This is a genomic window from Streptomyces sp. SCUT-3, from assembly GCF_014083985.1.
GTDB lineage: Bacteria > Actinomycetota > Actinomycetes > Streptomycetales > Streptomycetaceae > Streptomyces_H > Streptomyces_H thermolineatus.
In genome coordinates this window covers 494540-509946 of record NZ_CP046907.1, presented here as the reverse complement: position 1 = coordinate 509946, position 15407 = coordinate 494540, and the positions used below count along the sequence as shown (strand labels likewise).

General features: G+C 71.2%; 9 protein-coding genes and 2 CRISPR repeat arrays (1 of these 11 cut by a window edge). Of the genes, 8 read left to right on the top strand and 1 reads right to left on the bottom strand.

The genetic code is table 11. The features are described from left to right. Positions 1-42: 42 nt before the first annotated feature. Positions 43-1035 (bottom strand): dihydroxyacetone kinase subunit DhaK, encoded by a 993-nt coding sequence (dhaK, locus tag GQS52_RS02275; protein WP_182311423.1) that lies wholly within the window; start codon positions 1033-1035, stop codon positions 43-45. A gap of 196 nt (positions 1036-1231) precedes the next feature. Next, positions 1232-4438: direct repeats of the CRISPR family, unit length 28 nt; unit sequence GAACTACCCCCGCGGGTGCGGGGACGAC. Between the two features lie 167 nt (positions 4439-4605). On the opposite strand from dhaK, the gene cas3 reads away from it, so the two are divergent. The 8 genes from cas3 (at position 4606) to cas2e (ending at position 14814) form a co-directional block, all read left to right on the top strand. Continuing rightward, positions 4606-7500, top strand: coding sequence for a CRISPR-associated helicase Cas3' (cas3, locus tag GQS52_RS02270; RefSeq protein ID WP_182316156.1), 2895 nt, complete (start codon positions 4606-4608; stop codon positions 7498-7500). 305 nt (positions 7501-7805) lie between these two features. Continuing rightward, on the top strand, positions 7806-9491 hold the full coding sequence (casA, locus tag GQS52_RS02265) for a type I-E CRISPR-associated protein Cse1/CasA (RefSeq protein ID WP_182311422.1): 1686 nt from the start codon (positions 7806-7808) through the stop codon (positions 9489-9491). Continuing rightward, positions 9488-10639 carry a type I-E CRISPR-associated protein Cse2/CasB gene (gene casB, locus GQS52_RS02260; RefSeq protein ID WP_182311421.1) on the top strand — a complete coding sequence of 384 codons (1152 nt, stop codon included), beginning with the start codon at positions 9488-9490 and terminating at the stop codon, positions 10637-10639. The genes casA and casB overlap by 4 nt, the downstream gene beginning before the upstream one ends. Before the next feature lie 104 nt (positions 10640-10743). Further along, a complete protein-coding gene (gene cas7e, locus GQS52_RS02255) occupies positions 10744-11904 on the top strand; it encodes a type I-E CRISPR-associated protein Cas7/Cse4/CasC (protein ID WP_182311420.1) in 1161 nt (386 codons plus the stop codon). After that, positions 11901-12695: a type I-E CRISPR-associated protein Cas5/CasD gene (gene cas5e, locus GQS52_RS02250; protein ID WP_182311419.1), complete on the top strand. Its 795-nt coding sequence runs from the start codon at positions 11901-11903 to the stop codon at positions 12693-12695. Before cas7e ends, cas5e begins: the two co-directional genes overlap by 4 nt. 4 nt (positions 12696-12699) lie before the next feature. Next, on the top strand, positions 12700-13491 hold the full coding sequence (gene cas6e / locus GQS52_RS02245; protein WP_182311418.1) for a type I-E CRISPR-associated protein Cas6/Cse3/CasE: 792 nt from the start codon (positions 12700-12702) through the stop codon (positions 13489-13491). After that, the gene (gene cas1e, locus GQS52_RS02240; protein WP_182311417.1) at positions 13484-14470 is read left to right on the top strand and encodes a type I-E CRISPR-associated endonuclease Cas1e; all 987 of its coding nucleotides are present in this window, start codon (positions 13484-13486) and stop codon (positions 14468-14470) included. The genes cas6e and cas1e overlap by 8 nt, the downstream gene beginning before the upstream one ends. Next, entirely contained in the window at positions 14467-14814 is a 348-nt protein-coding gene (gene cas2e / locus GQS52_RS02235) for a type I-E CRISPR-associated endoribonuclease Cas2e (RefSeq protein ID WP_182311416.1), read from the top strand. The genes cas1e and cas2e overlap by 4 nt, the downstream gene beginning before the upstream one ends. Positions 14815-14835: 21 nt before the next feature. Further along, a CRISPR array of direct repeats spans positions 14836-15407; the repeat unit is 28 nt; unit sequence GTCGTCCCCGCACCCGCGGGGGTAGTTC; it runs 675 nt beyond the window's last position.

The following is a 15407-nucleotide window of genomic DNA, read 5'->3' as shown; positions in this document are numbered from 1 at the left end:
GAAACAGCGCGTCCGCCGGGCCGGGCCGGGCGGACGTCCCGTTCAGCAGCCCCGGCGCAGCCCCGGGGTGCACACCGGGGCGTCCCACAGGCGCAGCAGCTCCTCGTCCACCTCGCACACGGTGACCGAGGCGCCCGGCATGTCCAGCGAGGTGACGTAGTTGCCCACCAGTGTGCGGGCCACGGCCGTCCCGCGCGCCCCCAGGGCCCGCTGCACCTCGGCGCCGAACCCGTACAGCTCCAGCAGCGGGGTTGCCCCCATGCCGTTGACCAGCACGATCACCGGGCTGTCGGGGGCCAGGTCGTCCAGGACCGCGTCCACCGCGAAGTCCGCGATCTCCCCGGAGGTCATCATCGGGCGGCGCTCGCGCCCGGGCTCGCCGTGGATCCCGATGCCCAGCTCCAGCTCCCCCAGGGGCAGGTCGAACGTGGGGCCGCCCTTGGCGGGCGTGGTGCACGCGCCCAGCGCCACACCGAAGCTGCGAGAGGACTCGTTGACCCGGCGGGCGACCGCCTGCACCGCCTCCAGCGGCGCGCCCTCCTCGGCGAGCGCCCCGGCGATCTTCTCCACGAACAGCGTGGCCCCGGTGCCGCGCCGCCCGGCGGTGTAGAGGCTGTCGACCACCGCCACGTCGTCGTTGACCAGGACCTTGGCCACCTGTACGCCCTCGTCCTCGGCCAGTTCCGCCGCCATGTCGAAGTTGAGCACGTCGCCTGTGTAGTTCTTCACCACGAACAGCACGCCCCGCCCGCTGTCCACGGCCGCCGCGGCCCGCACCATCTGGTCGGGCACCGGCGAGGTGAACACCTCGCCCGGGCACGCCGCGTCCAGCATCCCGCGTCCGACGAACCCCGCGTGCAGCGGCTCGTGCCCCGACCCGCCGCCCGAGACCAGCGCCACCTTCCCCGGCACCGGTGCGTCCCGCCGCACCACCACCCGGTTCTCCACGTCCACCGCCAGCTCCGGATGGGCCACCGCCATCCCGCGCAGCGCGTCGGCCACCACGGTCTCGGGGACGTTGATCAGCATCTTCACGGGTGCCTCCCGGTGGGTAACTATCCCTGCGCGCGAGAACGACTCCTGCTACCGATCAGTCTACGAGCTGCCCTGGGGGCCACCCTGCGTGTGCGAGGACGACCGGTGCGCATGCAAGCCGCCCGGACTGCCTCCGGGTCACCCTCGCGGGCGCAGGGGTGACCCGGAGGCCGGGAAGAACGCCACCCGGGATCAGGAACTACCCCCGCAGGTGCGGGGACGACCGAGGAGGCAGGGATCACCCCGGAGATCACCGAGAACTACCCCCCGCGGGTGCGGGGACGACGAAACCAGGGACGGTGCTCATCGCGTGACCTCGGAACTACCCCCGCGAGTGCGGGGACGACCTCAAGTGCTGGCCACCATAGAACGCGTACGGCGAACTACCCCCGCGGGTGCGGGGACGACGCGGTCCATGGGTCAGTGTTCCTCTGCGAGCAGGAACTACCCCCTGCGGGTGCGGGGACGACAGAGCCCGGGAACTCTGGCCGGAGGCGGAGGGAGAACTACCCCCGCGGGTGCGGGGACGACGCCCGGCCGGTTGCGGCGGCGTTCTCCACCCGGGAACTACCCCCGCGGTTGCGGGGACGACGCCACGATCAGCAAGGCCGAGGTCTACCTCTACGAACTACCCCCGCGGGTGCAGGGACGACGGCGCCGCAGTGGCGCGAGGTAGCGGGGACAGCGAACTACCCCCGCGGGTGCAGGGACGACCGCCACAGGTGCCGCACCGCGTCGTAAACGTCCGAACTACCCCCGCCGATGCAGGGACGACGCCACCGCACCCACCACCATCAGGTGCTGCCGCGAACTACCCCCGCGGGTGCAGGGACGACTCCTGGAAACGCAGGGGGCCGCGGCGGGAGGAGGAACTACCCCCGCGGGTGCAGGGACGACTGCCCGTGCCAGCGCGGCCAGAGCTGCGCCGTCGAATTACTCCCGCGGGTGCAGGGACGACACCATCACCCCCGTGGACAGGGCGAGTCCGACCGAACTACCCCCGCGGGTGCAGGGACGACGGGCGGCACCGTCCCCGCCTGGCCGGTGATCACGAACTACCCCTGCGGGTGCAGGGACGACCCGCGCAGCATCAGTGTCGTCTCGCCGAACAGGGAACTACCCCCGCGGGTGCAGGGACGACACGCGGTGGACGAGGCCGGTCTCGTCGGTCAGCGAACTATCCCCGCGGGTGCAGGGACGACCCGGGCGGGGGGGGGGTCTTCCTCGGCTTGCCGTTCGAACTACCCCCGCGGGTGCGGGGACGACCCGGTCACCGGGGCCTGGTAGAGCGGGAGCAGCGAACTACCCCCGCGGGTGCGGGGACGACCCGCTCATCCTCGACCGGACTCCGCAGAGCCGGGAACTACCCCCGCGGGTGCGGGGACGACTTGGCCCCGTACCGCCACCCGATCTGGCCGTAGGAACTACCCCGCGGGTGCGGGGACGACGAGGAGATCACCGGTGGTGTCCGGACCGGGGGAGAACTACCCCCGCGGGTGCGGGGACGACATCGTCACCCCGGACCCTCCGGACCGGTAGCCCGAACTACCCCCGCGGGTGCGGGGACGACTTCGTACCGGTGACCATGGCGCCGGAGTCGTTCGAACTACCCCCGCGGGTGCGGGGACGACCCGTTGACGAAGTGTGCGCCGTAGCCGAGGGCCGAACTACCCCCGCGGGAGCGGGGACGACGGTCTCCGCTACGCCGGGCCGAACAACTACCCAGAACTACCCCCGCGGGTGCGGGGACGACAGAACACGGTCAGTGTAGCCAGCGCCCTGACCAGAACTACCCCCGCGGGTGCGGGGACGACGCCGCGCGGACCGCGTCCGAGGCGCCGGACATCGAACTACCCCCGCGGGTGCGGGGACGACGCCGGGGCCGGGCTCGGCACCGCGGCCGCGACGTGAACTACCCCCGCGGGTGCGGGGACGACACGGCGCGGGCGGCGGTCTCGATGGCCTGCTGCGAACTACCCCCGCGGGTGCGGGGACGACGGGGGATCTCCCGGGCCACCGCGCAGAAGGTGCGAACTACCCCCGCGGGTGCGGGGACGACCTGGTGGCCGGCCGATGCGTGGCGGTGCGGGGCGAACTACCCCCGCGGGTGCGGGGACGACGTCCTCAAGCCGCGCGACGACACCGTACGGAAAGAACTACCCCCGCGGGTGCGGGGACGACTACACAGCAGGCAGACCACCCCGCAGCAGGGGAGAACTACCCCCGCGGGTGCGGGGACGACGCCGGGCGCAGGGATGCGGACTCCCCTCCCGGTGAACTACCCCCGCGGGTGCGGGGACGACAGGAAGCCGGACCGGTTCCACGGCGCTTGCACAGAACTACCCCCGCGGGTGCGGGGACGACAACAAGGGAACCGCCTACCGCAGCCTGCGCGCCGAACTACCCCCGCGGGTGCGGGGACGACATCAGGTCGAACGTGAACGGCCCGGACATCGGCGAACTACCCCCGCGGGTGCGGGGACGACCTGGTGCAGATCGCCGCCGCCGCCGGGCCCAGCGAACTACCCCCGCGGGTGCGGGGACGACTCGTCCCAGCGGAGGCGGGACTTCCAGCGGGGCGAACTACCCCCGCGGGTGCGGGGACGACGCGCTGCCGTCCTGGTTGATGGTCCACCCGGTCGAACTACCCCCGCGGGTGCGGGGACGACGATCCGGCCCCGTCGGTCAGCACGAAGATCACGGAACTACCCCCGCGGGTGCGGGGACGACGCCGCGGCGGAGGCCACGTCATCACAGGTCGTCGAACTACCCCCGCGGGTGCGGGGACGACCTCGTCCCGCTGTGGACCGTCTACCTGCTCATCGAACTACCCCCGCGGGTGCGGGGACGACCTTGGCGGACCGATGCCGGAGACTGCGCAGCAGGAACTACCCCCGCGGGTGCGGGGACGACGGGCGCCCGGACCACCACCCGCGGCCGGGGAACGAACTACCCCCGCGGGTGCGGGGACGACCCGATCGGGGCTCCGTAGAAGTCCAGGATCGCCGAACTACCCCCGCGGGTGCGGGGACGACTCCCCGGGCGTTCCCCCCTCTCAGGGGAACAGGGAACTACCCCCGCGGGTGCGGGGACGACTTCCCTACCCCCCGATGTCCCCCCACCAGTGGCGAACTACCCCCGCGGGTGCGGGGACGACGCTCGGCCCGCAGCGTGGGGTCATCGCTCAGCCGAACTACCCCCGCGGGTGCGGGGACGACCCGGACTCCGGACGGTCGTGGGCGGCGCCGCGCGAACTACCCCCGCGGGTGCGGGGACGACCCCATGCCCACCCCCGGCCCCCGGGGGTCCACCGAACTACCCCCGCGGGTGCGGGGACGACGTCTCGTGGAGCATCCTGCGCGACCGCGGCCCCGAACTACCCCCGCGGGTGCGGGGACGACCCTTCTTGACCTGCGGCGATGCTAACAGGCGGGCCGGTTTTCATTCGGCAGGGTCTTCGGTCTGGGCATGTGACCAAGGGGTGTTGTCAGTGGGGCGGTCTATGGTGCGGATCCACTGTACGGAGGGAGAACCACGCCGGTGGAGGATGGGCGGTCGGTTGTCGACCTGATGCGGGTGATGGGGCTGTCGGAAGAGAGCGTCATCAGGGTGTCGCGGTTGTGGGGGAAGTCTGCGGCACGGAATCGGGGGCGGACGCACCTGTTGCTCGGACACTTGCTGGACACGGCTGCCGTGGCTGGGGTGATGTGGGACCACTACTTGTCGTCCGCGTTCCGGCGTCGGCTTGACGAGATCAGCGGCGGGCGTGGGCGTACGTGGTTCATGTGGGTCTGCGGGATCCACGACTGCGGAAAGGCGTGCCCCGCGTTTCAGGCGTTGGACGATGCCGAGGCGGCACCGGTCAAGGAGGCCGGTCTGGCGTGGGGGCGGCTTCCGGTGGATCGGAGGCAGCGATGGCGGCACGATGTGGCGGGGGCGGCGTTGCTGAGGCCGAGGCTGGTCGCTGAGTGGGGGAGCGCGGACAGTGCGGCGTGGGTGTGGCCGCTGGTGGCCGGCCATCACGGGACGTTTCCGTCCGTTCAGGGGCTGAGGCCGAAGCACCGTGAGGTGCAGGGGCGTGGGTCCTCTTGGGAGGAGGTCCAGAAGGCCGTCGTGGACGTGTTCACCCGAGCCGTCGGTTTCGAGGACCTGGCTGACGTGCGGCCGGCGGGCGCGCTGAACAAGGCGGAGCAGTTGGCTCTGTCCGGGCTGATCGTCATGGCGGACTGGATCGCCAGTGACAGCGAACAGTTCGAAGGACTTGCGGATGCGCGGAAGGTGTCTCCGGCCGGCTCCCGGCAGCGTGCCGAGGAGGCGTGGCGGCGGCTCGGGCTGCGGGGCGGATGGGGTGGACTCCCGCTGCCTGAGGGGCCGTTGGCTCCGTTGACACAGCGCCTGGGGGTAGTTCCGCGGGCCTCGCAACGGGAACTGGTCGAGCAGGCGTGGTCGATGCCCGTTCCCGGGCTGATGGTGGCCGAGGCGCCGATGGGGGAGGGCAAGACGAAGGCCGCGCTGGCGGCGGCGGAGGTGTTGGCGGCGCGGTTCGGTTTGGACGGGGTGTTCGTGGCCATGCCGACGCAGGCGACGAGTGACCCGATGTACGAGCAGGTGCTGAGCTGGGTGCGGTCGTTCGATCCGGAGCTGGAGGCGCAGGTCGGGCTGCTGCACGGCAGGCGCCGGTTCAACCCGGAGTGGCGCGAGATATGGGAGGGGCAGCGGCGGAACCGGGTCGGGGGGTTCGCAGGGGAAGGGGAGTCGGCCGACCTTGATCCGTTCGATGTCTACGGTGCGACCGAGGAGGATGCCGAGTACGGCATGCCTTCCTGGTCGACGGAGGGAAGCAGCGGCGCGGAGGAGCGGGCCGACGGTCCGGCGCGCTGGTTCCTGGGCAACAAGCGGGGACTGCTCACGGCGTTCGCCGTCGGGACCGTCGACCATCTCCTTCACGCGGCGACCCGTACGCGGCATGTGATGCTGCGTTTCGCCGGGCTGGTCGGCAAGGTTGTGATCGTGGACGAGGTGCACGCCGCGGACGTCTACATGCGGCAGTTCCTTCTGGAGGCGTTGCGCTGGCTCGGGCAGGCCGGGGTTCCGGTGGTCCTGCTCTCGGCGACGCTTCCGCCGGTACAGCGGCAGGCCTTCGCCGACGCGTATCTGTCGGGTGCCCTCGGCTCGGCCGATGCGGCCTGTCCGGTTCCTGAAGCCGCCGGCTATCCGTGTGTCACTGCTGCTTACGCGCTCGACGGGGCTCCGGTGGCGGTGAGCTCGCGCGAAGCCGTGCCGTCCTGGCGTGGTTCGATGCCGACCCGGGTCGACTGGTTGCCCGGCATTGACCGGGACGGGGCGTCGATCGCCGCGGCGGTGCGGCAAGCGGTCGCCGGCGGCGGTGTGGCGTTGGTGGTGGTCAATCAGGTCGATCGCGCACAGGCGATCCACCGGGCACTGGTCGAGGGCGGGTTCGAGGGCGAACTGCGATTGCTGCACGGGCGGTTGTGCTCGACCCACCGGGCGGAACGCACCGAGGAGTGCCTGCGGCTGCTGGGACCCGGAGCCGGTGAGGGGCGGCCCGGCCGGATGGTGGTGGTCGCCACACAGCTTGCCGAGCAGTCGTTCGACGTGGATGCGGATCTCCTGGTGACCGATCTCGCCCCCGTCGATCTGCTGCTGCAGCGCATCGGGCGTCTCCACCGGCACGACGGGACCAGGCGGCCGAAGGGGCTCGCCCGGCCGCGCGTCCTGGTGACGGGTGTGGCGGCCGGCGGGGGAGGACGCCCGCGATTCCTGCCCGCGTCGAAGGCGATCTACGGGGAGTGGCCGCTGCTGCGGGCGGCGGCCCTGGTCGCCGAGGCCGCTGGGCCGCTGGGCGGAGGGGGTTCGACGGAGGCCGGATGGAGTATCCCGGCGGATGTGCCGAGCCTGGTTGCCAGGGGCTACGGGACGCCGGAGATCTGCCCGCCGGAATGGGACGAGGCAGCAGCCCGGGAGCTGTGGCGGGCGAAGCAGGAGCAACGGGAGAGGAACGCCGAGGGTTTTTTGTTGACGCGCCCCCGCGAGTGGGGGGCGCCGACCCTGGAGGGACTCCACTACGCGGGCAGCCGGGCGGCTTCGGAGGAGGAGCTCGACGCGGTGGTGCGGGACGGTGGGCGATCGGTGGAGACCGTGATCGTCCGCCGCTCGGACGGCGGGTGCCGGGCGCACGACGGGACGTGGATCGGCGTCCACGGCGAAGTGGTCGACGAGACGGTGGTCGACCGGCTACTCGGCGGCACGGTGCGGTTGCCGACACGGCTGACAGAGGTGGCGGAGGCCACGGAAGCGGGACTCGCACCGCTGCCGGGGTGGAGCGGCCATCCGTGGCTCCGGTACGCGCGGGCACTGGTGCTCGAAGAGGACGGGAAAGCCGTGCTGGGCGGGCACCGGATCTCGTACGACGACGTGCTGGGGTTGATCGTCGAACAGGGTTGATGAAGCGCGCGGAGCCGCGCCCGGAGCTTCGAGCACCCCGCAAGGGCGGGGACGACTGCCAAGAACTGAACGGGAACACCCCCGCATCGGGGAGGGGGCACCGCCCCGCGCGCCCGCAGGATCCTATCGCGGTCCGTGGCCCGACGGAACAGTTCCGCCGAATCTGCCGAACGGCTTGAAGAATTGAACCTTGTGCTGAAAGGCTCTCGGCGGCCGTCGGGAAGCCGGTTCTTGAGTGCCGGGCTACCCGCCCGACCGGCGCACGTCCGTGAGGTGTGCACGTGATTTTTGGAAGGGGGAGTCTCATGGAGACCGACGGAGATCTCGTCCGCGGCGCATGGCTGGGCGCGGTCGATGCCGACGGTACGAGCTGCACGACGGGCCTGCTGGACGTGCTGGTGGATGCGCACACGACACAGCGGCTCGAACTGCCGGCGTCGACGATGCTGCCCGCACTGCTTCGGCAGCTTCTGCTGCCGGTGGTACTGGACGCCATCGGTGTGCCGCGCACACGGCGGGAGTGGGCGGAGCGGTTCGGGCACGGCCGCTTCTCGGACGCCGAGGTCGAGCTGCTGACCGACTACCTCGGCCCCCGCCGCTACGGCGACCGTTTCCGGATCCTGGGAGGCGAGCAGCCGTTCGCGCAGGTTGCGGACCTGGAGGCATTGAACGGCGAGACGAAGTCGGTCGCGCAGCTCGTGCCGTCGATCGCCTCCGGCAACAACGTGCCGCTGTTCAGCGCGCTCACCGAGGCGGACGAGCTGCTGCTGACGCCGGGCCAGGCGCTGCTGTGGCTGCTCCACGCGCACTGCTGGGACACGGCTTCCATCAAGACCGGGGCCGTGGGCGATCCGCAGGCGAAGAACGGCAAGACCACTGGAAACCCGACCGGCCCGCTCGGTCAGCTCGGGGTGGTCGTCCCGGTCGGCCGGAACCTGTTCGAGACGCTGATGTTGAACACGCCGATCCTGCCTGACGGTCTGGACCCGGCGGACCGCCCCCAATGGGCCTGGGACGAGCGTCCGGCATCGCTCGGCTGGAAGTCCCCGGCCGGGCCCGAGTGGTCGACGCGCCCGACCGGTGGCCTGTTGGACCTGTTCACCTTCCAGTCACGCCGGATCCGGCTGATCGCCCGCGAGACGGAGGAAGGGCCGCGCGTGCACCGCGTGATCGTGTCAGCAGGTGACCGGCTGGCCCGGACACCGGAGCGGGACCCGCACACCGCCTGGTCCCACACGGCGAAGCCGAAAGCCGGGCAACCCCAGCGACGTCCGCGCCGCCACGTTTCGGGGCGCGCCGCCTGGCAGGGACTCGGCACACTGCTCGCACTGGCCCTGCCGGTGGAGGGCGACGGGCCGTACACCTCCGCCCTCCTCCGGCAGGCAGGCGATCTGCGGGCCGATGACGCCCTTCCCGCCGACTACCCCCTCGGGGTGGAGATCTGCGGTCTCGAATACGGCAACCAGTCCGCTGTCGTCGAGAACGCCATCGGTGACAGCCTGCCGCTCCCCGTGGCTTCCCTGCTCGCCGAGAACGACTGGTTGCGCGCCGTGATCCTGGAATGTGCGAGCCAGGCCGACCGGGCCGGCCGTGCCCTGGACAACCTCGACAACGACCTGAGGCGCGCCTCGGGCGGTGATCCGCTGCCCCGCGACAAGGGGCAGCGGCCTTCCTCGCGGTTCCTGCACGTCCTCGACGGAACCATGCGCCGTCTGCTCGCCGGACTGCGCACCGTCGGCGAGGACGACGATCTGCTGGAGCGCGCCGAGTTGGCCTGGGAGCTGTCCGTGCGGGCGGCGGCCGTCAGGGAGGCCGAGACGCTGCTTGCCGCAGTGCCACCGCGTGCGGTGGTGGGGCGCGTCGTGAAGGTGAACGGCAAGGACGTCGTCCATCGCAGTGGAAAGGCCGTCGGGGCCTTCTACAAGAAACTTGCCGAGATTCTGCCCCTGGCCACCGAGGAATCCCCGGACAACGGGAAGGCAACAACATGAGCGCCTCAGTCGGCGGGCCCCGGACCGGCCGTCGTGCCTATTTCTGGGAGGAGGCGGCCGACGACCGGCGCACCCGCGCACGGGAGGGCAGGCCCGGGTTCTCGGAGAACATCACGCGGATGCTGCGCGGCCTGCGTGACGGCATTGGGAACGAGCCCGGCACCGTCGCGGCCATGCGGTACGCGCACCGTGTGGAGCTCACGGACGCCGAACGGGCCTCGGACCGCCTACCGGCCCCCTACGTCGCCGAACACGCCGCGCTCACCCTGTTCGGCAGGCACCAGCAGGGGGCGGAGCCCGTCCACCGGCCGGGGACGGGCCTGGGCCGGGCGTGCCAGGCGCTGCGCCGAGCCGAGACGCTCTCGGAGAGCGCCGTGGAACGGCGGCTGATCGCGGCCGCCACCGCGCAGGACCTCCACGAACTGGTCCAACACCTGTACCGGCTCGTCCCCCTGCTGCGGCAGTCGGGCATCGGACTCGACTACACACGGCTGATGCACGACCTGGCCACCTGGGAAGGGCCGCACCAGGGCCGGGTGCTGCGGTCCTGGGGACTCCAGTACGGTGATCCGTCCGCCCCGGGGGACGCCCCGGACCGGCAGGCGGAAACTCTTCCGTACTGGGCGCGGTTCGACCCGGACCGGCCCGAGAACGGCGGGCAGTTGGCGGCACTGAGATCCGGTGCCGGGCGGGAAGCCGGCACCGTGCCCGCGATGTGGCCCTACTACACGACCCGTATGCCTTCGGAACTGCGCGACAAGGGTGCCCTCACCAGGGACCTGGTCGCCGAACACACCGCACTGACCCTCTTCGGCCGGCACCAGCAGGGCCGCAGCCGGGCGGTGCACGTCCCCGGCAACAGCCCCGGCACCGCCGCACGCCTGCTGCAGGTGAGGAGCGGCAGCGGTGAGGAAGCACTGGAACGCCGGTTCGGCGCCCTGCTCACCTCGACCGACACCGGCGAGCTGGCGATGCACCTGCGGGGATTCGTCACCATGCTCAGCCGCGCCGACATCGGCCTCGACTACGACCTGCTGCGCACTGCCCTGCGGACATGGGACGACCCGGAACTGCCGTACGCCCAAGGCCGTTTCCGTGACCACTGGGACCGCGACTTCCGTGTCGGGACCATGTCCACGAACTCCTGACACCTGGGCCGGGCGGCCGTTTCCCGTCCGGCACCGCCTCCCCCTTACGTCTTCAGACCCGTGTCGCCGTCCGGCGACATCTCATGCCACCGAGGAGCCGGCCCATGCCCCAGCCCACCCTGTTCGTCGAGGTCCACGTCCTGCAGAGCCTGCCGCCGTCCAACGCCAACCGGGACGACTCGGGAACCCCGAAGCAGGCGCTCTACGGCGGCGCCCGCCGCGCTCGAGTCTCCTCCCAGGCGTGGAAGCGGGCCACCCGCACCGAGTTCGCCAAGGCCGTCGAGCCGGCCGACCGCGCAACCCGGACCAAGCGGATCGCCTCCCTCCTCGCCGAGCGGCTCACCCGGCCGGCAGCCGAAGGCGGTGCAGGACTCGAAACAGCCCAGGCCGACCGCCTGACCGCCGCGCTGCTGGAGCCCCTCGGCATCACCAAGTCGTCCAAGAAGGAGGAGCAGTCGGCCTACCTCCTCTTCTTCGGCAAGCGACAGCTCGACGAGATCGTCAAGCTGCTGAACGGCCGTGCCGCCGAACTGGCCGCTCTGCCCGACGGGGAGCTCAAGGCCCAGGTCGCCAAACTCCCGGTCGTCGCCACACTCACCAAGGGGCACCCTGCCGAGGTCGCGCTCTTCGGACGGATGGTCGCCGACCTGCCCTCGCTGAACGTCGACGCCGCCGTCCAGGTCGCGCACGCCCTGTCCACCCATGCGGTCCGCACCGAGTTCGACTACTACACCGCGGTGGACGACGAGAACACCGAGGACCACGGCGCAGGCATGATCGGCACCATCGAGTTCAACTCGTCCACGCTGTACCGGTACGCGGTCCTCGGCGTGCACCAGCTCCGCGACAACCTCACCTCCGCCGAGGCCGCACGCGAGACGACCGTGCGTTTCGTCGACGCCTTCACCCGCTCCATGCCCACGGGGCACATGAACTCCTTCGCCCACCGCACCCTGCCCCACCTGGTGCTCCTCACCCTCCGCACCGACCAGCCGGTCAACCTGGTCTCCGCCTACGAGGAGCCGGTGGCGGGAGCCGCCGGCCTGGCGGCCGAGTCCGCCGTGCGACTGGCCGACGAACTGAGGTCCGTCGCCGAGACCTGGGGCGCCGAACCGGCCCGCACCCTGGCCGCCTACAGCATCGAGGCCGACAAGGTCACCGAAGTGTTCGGCCCGTCCGTCACCTTCCCCGAGCTGCTCGACTCGCTCGGCGAACTGGTCGGGAAGTGGCTGGCCGAGGGCCGGATCGCGAAGGCCGACGCATGACGACCGACCACACCGTCCTCGTAATGCGGCTGGCCGCACCCCTGCAGTCCTGGGGCGGTCCCTCCCGCTACAACCGGCGCGAAACCCGGCCCCAGCCCACCAAGTCCGGCATCCTCGGCCTCCTCGCGGCCGCCGAAGGACGCTCCCGCGATACCTCGATCGCCGACCTGCTCGATCTCCGGCTCGGCATCCGCGTCGACCAGCCGGGCTCACTGCTGCGTGACTACCACACCTTCAGCGACCACCGGGGCGTACCGCTGCCGTCCGCCAAGGTGAACACCAAAGGCATGCAGACGAGGACCAGCCCGGCCAAGCACACCGGCGTCACCCAGCGTTTCTACCTCCAGGACGCCGTATTCGTCGCCGCGCTGCGGGGCCCGAGGCCGCTTCTGGAACGCCTGGAGCACGCGGTGCGCCACCCCGTCCACCCACTCTGCCTGGGCCGCCGTTCCTGCCCGCCGACCGGACCTGTCAGCCTCGGCCTGCGATCCGGCGCCGAACTCGCGGACGTGCTGTCCGACGTGCCCTGGCAGGCGTCCACCCGCCGGCGGGCCCAGGTGCAGGGGACTGAGGTGACGCTGGAGGCCACAGTGGAAGACCCCACCGGTGACCAGTTCGCCGTCGACGTGCCCGACACCTACGACCTCAGGACGGGCACCTTCTTCAGCCGCCGCGCGGTGCGGCACCTGTGGGTCACGGTCCCGACCGGCCAGGAGGCGACGAAGCCTGCCGACAGGGGATCCCCTTCGGTGAACCCCGACCACGACCCGTTCGCTCTCCTGGGGTGGTGACCCGATGCCGTACTTGTCGAAAATCGCCCTGAACCCGCGCCGCCGCAAGGCGGTCTCCCTGCTGTCTAACCCGCACCGGCTGCACGCGGCAATCCTTGCGGGCCTCGCCGTACAGCCCGTCACCGAACGTGTGCTGTGGCGGCTGGAGAACAACACCGCCCACCGCGCCGAGATCCTCGTCCTCACCGGGAGCCGCCCCTCCTGGCAGCACCTGGTGGACGAAGCCGGCTGGCCCGGCGCGGACGGCGGTGAACCGCTCATCGCCGACTACACGCCACTGCTCGAACGCATTGCGCGAGGAAGGGAATTCGGATTCCGCCTGACCGCCAACCCGGTCCAGAGCGTGCCGAGGCCCGCCAAACCGAGCGAGCAGCAGAACGAGCGCCTGAAGACCCGCACCGAGCGGCCCGACGCCGACCGCCGCCCCCGCGGCTTCCGCGTGGCCCACCGGACGGTCGCCCAGCAGCTCGCCTGGCTCATCGACAGGGCGGAACGCCACGGCTTCACCATTCCCGAAGCCTCGGCCGACGCGCCGGCCCCCGGACTCGACGAGGACGGCCCGATCGGGCCGGGGCCTGCCGTGTCCATCGTCAGCCGCGACATCCTGCGCTTCAGCAAGCACCGGGACGGCCCGCGCGTCACCCTGTCCACAGCCACCTTCGAGGGGCGGCTGAGAGTGACGGACCCGGACGCGCTGCGGTCGACACTGCTGGGAGGCATCGGACCGGCCAAGGGGTACGGGCAGGGACTCCTCACCCTGGCGCCGGTACGCGCGAAGGCGACGGCCAATGGCTGAGCCGTGGTGGCGGGCCGGGCCGCAGGAGGTGCACAGACTGGAGGACCGGGTATCCAGCCTGTACGTCGAACGATGCCACATCGACCGGGACGACAACGCGGTCGTCCTGATCAACAAGGCGCGAGTGGTCCATGTACCGGCGGCCTGGCTCGCCGTCCTCCTGATCGGTCCAGGAAGCCGCATCACCCACGGGGCGGTCGCGCTGCTCGCCGACTCCGGCACATCCATGTGCTGGGTCGGCGAGCAGGGCGTCCGCCTGTACGCCTCGGGCCACGGGGTCGCCCGTGGCTCCCAGCTCCAACTGCGGCAGGCATGGCTGGCCACCCGCCCCAAGGAACGCGTTGCAGTTGCCCGCCGCATGTACGAGCTGCGCTTCCCCGACGAGGACACGTCCGGGCTGACTCTCCAGCAGCTACGGGGGCGTGAGGGTACGCGCGTACGCCGCCTCTACGCCAAGCACTCCGAACGCACCGGGGTGACATGGACCAAGCGGGACTACAAGCCCGGAGACGCATTCGCAGCAGGCGACGACGTCAACCGGCTCCTGTCCGCAGCGAACTCGGCTCTGTACGGCATCTGCCACGCCGTCATCACCGGTATCGGGGCCAGCCCGGCCCTGGGCTTCGTCCACACCGGCTCCGCACTGTCCTTCGTCCTGGACATCGCCGACCTCTACAAGGCCGAGTTCACCATCCCGCTCGCCTTCGACCTCGCGGCCAAGGGACTGACATCGGAACGGGACGCACGCACAGCTCTCCGGGATTCCGTGGTCCAGGGAAAACTACTGCCCCGGATCGTTGCGGACATCAGAGACCTGCTGGTCCCGAAGGGCACCACCCTGCTGGAAGAGGACTCGGGAGGCCTGTGGGACGACGGGGACGGCGTGGTCGGCGGGGGACGTAACTGGGGCACCTACGTCTTCGACCCGGACAGCCACCTCGACATCATCCCGGACCCGGTCGGAGACACGGCCACATGAGCGCCGCAACGACAGTGGTGGTCCTCATCGCGGCCCCTCCGGGGCTCCGAGGGCACCTGACCCGTTGGTTCATCGAGGTGGCCCCCGGCGTATTCGTCGGTAGCCCGAATGCTCGGATCCGTGACGGACTGTGGAAAGTCCTGGCCGACCGTATCCGCGACGGCCAAGCCGTCATGATCGAGCCGGCCCGGACGGAGCAGGGATGGACCGTCCGCACAGCCGGCCAGGAACGCTGGACCCCCACGGACTTCGACGGACTCACCTTGATGTCCAGGCCACGAGGGAACTCCGGACAGCCTTGGAGGGCATCGAACGAAGTAAAGAAAAACGGCATGATCACGTGACAACACCCCAGGTCAGTAAGGGTCGTCCCCGCACCCGCGGGGGTAGTTCCCCGGACCCGGCACCGCCGCTGGGCCCGGGGGAGTCGTCCCCGCACCCGCGGGGGTAGTTCTGTCATCAAGCGACACGAGGGGCCATAGGCGACGTCGTCCCCGCACCCGCGGGGGTAGTTCCCGCGGTTAATGCCGTCTCAGGCGGCCTCGTCCGTCGTCCCCGCACCCGCGGGGTAGTTCGGTCACACTCCGCACGCCATGCATCGGTATCGGGTCGTCCCCGCACCCGCGGGGGTAGTTCATGCGTCGAGGGCCCGCCGTTGGCGCGGCGGACGTCGTCCCCGCACCCGCGGGGGTAGTTCCCATTGCGGCACCTACCGGTATCGTCATTCAGGGTCGTCCCCGCACCCGCGGGGGTAGTTCGGCCGGGTGCGGCACCCGGTGTACGGCAACCGCGTCGTCCCCGCACCCGCGGGGGTAGTTCTCGCGATGGCCGGCACCGGCCTCGGCCTGCTGCGTCGTCCCCGCACCCGCGGGGGTAGTTCGGCCGACACCGAGCTGCCCCCCGAGCTGCAGGAGTCGTCCCCGCACCCGCGGGGGTA

Bases quoted from the DNA above. Each gene is read 5' to 3' on its own strand.
- cas5e (WP_182311419.1), top strand. From the start codon at position 11,901: ATGACGACCGACCACACCGTCCTCGTAATGCGGCTGGCCGCACCCCTG.
- cas1e (WP_182311417.1), top strand. From the start codon at position 13,484: ATGGCTGAGCCGTGGTGGCGGGCCGGGCCGCAGGAGGTGCACAGACTG.
- cas3 (WP_182316156.1), top strand. From the start codon at position 4,606: ATGCGGGTGATGGGGCTGTCGGAAGAGAGCGTCATCAGGGTGTCGCGG.
- casB (WP_182311421.1), top strand. From the start codon at position 9,488: ATGAGCGCCTCAGTCGGCGGGCCCCGGACCGGCCGTCGTGCCTATTTC.
- cas6e (WP_182311418.1), top strand. From the start codon at position 12,700: ATGCCGTACTTGTCGAAAATCGCCCTGAACCCGCGCCGCCGCAAGGCG.
- cas2e (WP_182311416.1), top strand. From the start codon at position 14,467: ATGAGCGCCGCAACGACAGTGGTGGTCCTCATCGCGGCCCCTCCGGGG.
- casA (WP_182311422.1), top strand. From the start codon at position 7,806: ATGGAGACCGACGGAGATCTCGTCCGCGGCGCATGGCTGGGCGCGGTC.
- cas7e (WP_182311420.1), top strand. From the start codon at position 10,744: ATGCCCCAGCCCACCCTGTTCGTCGAGGTCCACGTCCTGCAGAGCCTG.